Annotated in this window: 4 protein-coding genes and 3 pseudogenes; 3 read left to right on the top strand and 4 right to left on the bottom strand. The window is 61.0% G+C overall.

From position 1 onward, the window contains the following. Positions 1 to 283: 283 nt before the first annotated feature. Positions 284 to 448 carry a hypothetical protein gene (locus tag J2848_RS35760; RefSeq protein WP_211103389.1) on the top strand — a complete coding sequence of 55 codons (165 nt, stop codon included), beginning with the start codon at positions 284 to 286 and terminating at the stop codon, positions 446 to 448. Positions 449 to 565: 117 nt separating this feature from the next. Here J2848_RS35760 and J2848_RS35755 read toward each other — a convergent pair whose 3' ends face one another. The 3 genes and pseudogenes from J2848_RS35755 to J2848_RS36330 form a co-directional block, all read right to left on the bottom strand. After that, a complete protein-coding gene (locus J2848_RS35755; protein WP_211103388.1) occupies positions 566 to 754 on the bottom strand; it encodes an amidohydrolase family protein in 189 nt (62 codons plus the stop codon). 70 nt (positions 755 to 824) lie between these two features. Beyond that, positions 825 to 1,433: pseudogene (locus J2848_RS35750) on the bottom strand (IS3 family transposase); the annotation flags it as partial. Next, positions 1,427 to 1,558 (bottom strand): transposase, encoded by a 132-nt coding sequence (locus J2848_RS36330; RefSeq protein WP_412505543.1) that lies wholly within the window; start codon positions 1,556 to 1,558, stop codon positions 1,427 to 1,429. The gene J2848_RS36330 and the pseudogene J2848_RS35750, both read right to left, overlap by 7 nt. 140 nt (positions 1,559 to 1,698) lie before the next feature. Here J2848_RS36330 and J2848_RS35745 point away from each other — a divergent pair, with 140 nt between their 5' ends. Next, positions 1,699 to 2,313, top strand: a complete 615-nt coding sequence (locus J2848_RS35745; RefSeq protein WP_149235746.1) for a hypothetical protein — start codon at positions 1,699 to 1,701, stop codon at positions 2,311 to 2,313. 69 nt (positions 2,314 to 2,382) lie between these two features. Further along, positions 2,383 to 2,592, top strand: a pseudogene (locus J2848_RS35740) (IS6 family transposase); the annotation flags it as partial. A gap of 105 nt (positions 2,593 to 2,697) precedes the next feature. Here J2848_RS35740 and J2848_RS35735 read toward each other — a convergent pair. Next, a pseudogene (locus J2848_RS35735) lies at positions 2,698 to 2,958 on the bottom strand (ABC transporter ATP-binding protein); the annotation flags it as partial.

Here is a 2,958-nt window from a genome sequence, read left to right as displayed (position 1 = left end):
CGAACAGACGCGCCCGATGCGCATGGCCCGACAGGGGGTGATGATAGAGCTTCATGTCCAACTCCGGTGATCCGTCGAACGGGGTCATTCCCGTTGCGCATCACCAGACTGCTGTATCCGCCCCGTGGCGGGAATGACCGGACTTGGCACTTCATCATTGCGTAGGATGGAATGATGGAGCGGAGCCGCCGACCCGGCAAATTCTGGAAATGAGCAGGAAGCCCCCCTCGGCGCCCCTAACCAGCCAGTATTCCGCAGCGACGAACAGTGAATGTTTCTCAACATGGCAGGTTGTCGAGCGCACGGAACGGAATGGCATGTCGCCGGTGCGGAGTTGCTCCGCGACTGGCGCTCAGAAACCGGCGCCGCCCATGGCAAGCTGATGGGCGACCATCTGCCTTTCGCCGGCAACGACACCGCCAGCTTCCTGGCCGCCAAAGGACGGTAAATGAATTATTTGGACGGCGGCAGCGGACCGTTCAAGCTTTGGTACGCAGCTTGGCACGGACGGTCGGGTGCCATGGCGCCTGCACCGCTGTGGCCCTATCCGGAGATCTCAGCTCGACTATCGAGCAGCTTCGAAAGGCGCGGATAGACTTTTGCGCGCGTTGCCTTCGAAAATTTTGTAGCGATCGTCGTCACTCAGATTCAATTGATCGACATACCGTTTCGTATCGTCGAAATGGTACCCGGTGTCCGGATCGACGCCGGGCACGGCACCCAGCATTTCCGAGGCAAACAGGATATTGTCCATCGGGACGACTGAAGTGGTCCCCGTTTCCCGGACAGTTTGGCGGCTGGAACAAGCTTGGTTCGGGTTCGTATCATGCCGCCAATCTGATCTGGTCCCGTGTGCCCCGGTAGGCCTCTGCCGGTGTTCTGCCGCCGAGCGCCGAGTGCGGGCGTTCGTCATCGTAGTAATCGATCCAGCGGCCGATCCCGGCTCTGGCCTCGCTGCCCGTTTCGAAGGCGTGAAGGTAGACGCATTCGTATTTCATCGATCGCCACAGCCGTTCGATGAAGACGTTGTCCATCCACCGGCCGTGCCCGTCCATCGACACCTGGATGCCGGCCGCGGTCAAGAGGCCGGTGAAACGTGGGCTGGTGAACTGGCTTCCCTGATCGGTGTTGAAGATGTCCGGCTGGCCGTAGTGTGTCATCGCCCCCTCCACGGCTTCGATGCAGAACTCGACGTCCATGGTGTTCGACAGACGCCAGCTCAGGACCTTGCGCGTTGCCCAGTCCATCACCGCCACCAAGTACAGAAAGCCGCGTTGCATGGGAATATAGGTGATGTCGCTGCACCACACCTGATCGGGGCGGTCGATGGTCAGGTCGCGTAGCAGGTACGGCCAGATCTTGTGTTCGGGATGTGGCACTGTCGTCTTCGGGCGCTGGTAAACCGCCTGCAAGCCCATCTGCACCATCAGGCGTTGATCAGCGTCTGGTGTACGCCGTGCTTGGAGACCAACTGCGATACCGTAAGCTCGCCCCGGATCGCCTCCAGCGCCACCTTCGCTTTGAACTCTGCAGAATACCGCTTCCGTTTCCCCGTCATCGGGTCCGTCCTTCTTCCTGGGCGAACCAAGCTTATCCGATTGTCCGGGAAACGGGGACCACTTCAGCTGCTCGGCTGCTTGCAACAAGGGCACCTGCGGTAACTTGAGGAACATCCGGCGGGACTCTCTGGAGGCGTCGGTGCTGAACGGGCTGCGCGCCCACCTGATGGAGCCGGCGCTGTTCAAGGAGTTCTGCGACGAGTTCACCCGCGAAATGAACCGGCTGCGCATTGAGAAACGGACCGACCACGATGCCTGGCGCCGTGAGCTGGCCAAGATCGAGAAGCAGATTGGAGGGATCATCGGCGCCATCAAGGACGGCATGTACATGCCGTCGATGAAAGCCGAGATGGCAACGCTGGAAGGGCGCAAGGCGGAACTCACCGGCATGTTGGCGAGCGCGACCGAGCCCCCTCCCCTTCTGCACCCGAACATGGCCGAGGTGTACAGGCAGCGGATCGCGGCTCTGCACGAGCGCCTGCAGTCCGAGGAAACCAAGGCTGAAGCCGCCAATATTCTCCGCAGTCTGGTCGACCAGATCACCCTGCAGCCTGACGGCAACGGGCTGGCGATCGTGCTGCGCGGCGATTTGGCGGCGATGCTGAGCTTTGCCGCGAACACAAAGAAGCCCGGCCTCCGTAGGGAGACCGGACTTGTCTGCGATCCAGGATCGCAAGCATCGTTGGTTGCGGGGGCACGCAACCAACGATTCTTGCGAATAATTGAAGCCACAATTCCCAAACTGGCAGCGTGATCTCCCTTGGAAAACAAATGGAGTCGCTGTCTCAGAAGATGGGGTCTCCAACAAACTCGGGGCGGTTCAGGCTTCAAGACCCTGAAGACGGCCTACGCAACGCTCAAGGGCTTTGAGGTGATGCGGGCGCTCCGCAAAGGCCAAGTGTACAGCTTCAACATCACCCGCGACATGCAGGGTGAGGCGCGCCTCGTCGAACGTGCCTTCAACGTCGGACCCTGCCTGTTCGCCGATGCCGTGCAGTTCATCAGCCAGCAGCCCGAACTCCAGGACGCATAGGGTTGGCGGTCATGCCCGTAACCATCATCTCGCGCCTGCCGGCAAACTTTGCAACAGAGCCTCTTGGTCAGCACGGGATGGCACCGCCCTGCTACGAACAAGCTCTCAGTGTCCCCCTTCCAGGTAGGCGGACCGCACCTCCGGGTCGGCCAGAAGCTGCGCCCCCGTCCCCGTCATCGTGATCTTCCCCGTCACCATCACATAGGCCCGGTGCGCCAGCTTCAGCGCATGGAAGGCGTTCTGCTCCACCATGAACACCGTCATCTTCTGCTCCCGGTTGATCTCCTGGATCACCTGGAAGATCTGCTTCACGATCAGCGGCGCCAGACCCAGCGACGGCTCGTCCAGCAGCAGCAGACGCGGCTG

Origin of the sequence: Azospirillum lipoferum (assembly GCF_024170005.1) — a bacterium.
Lineage (GTDB): Bacteria > Pseudomonadota > Alphaproteobacteria > Azospirillales > Azospirillaceae > Azospirillum > Azospirillum lipoferum.
This window is presented reverse-complemented; position numbering and strand designations above follow the sequence as displayed.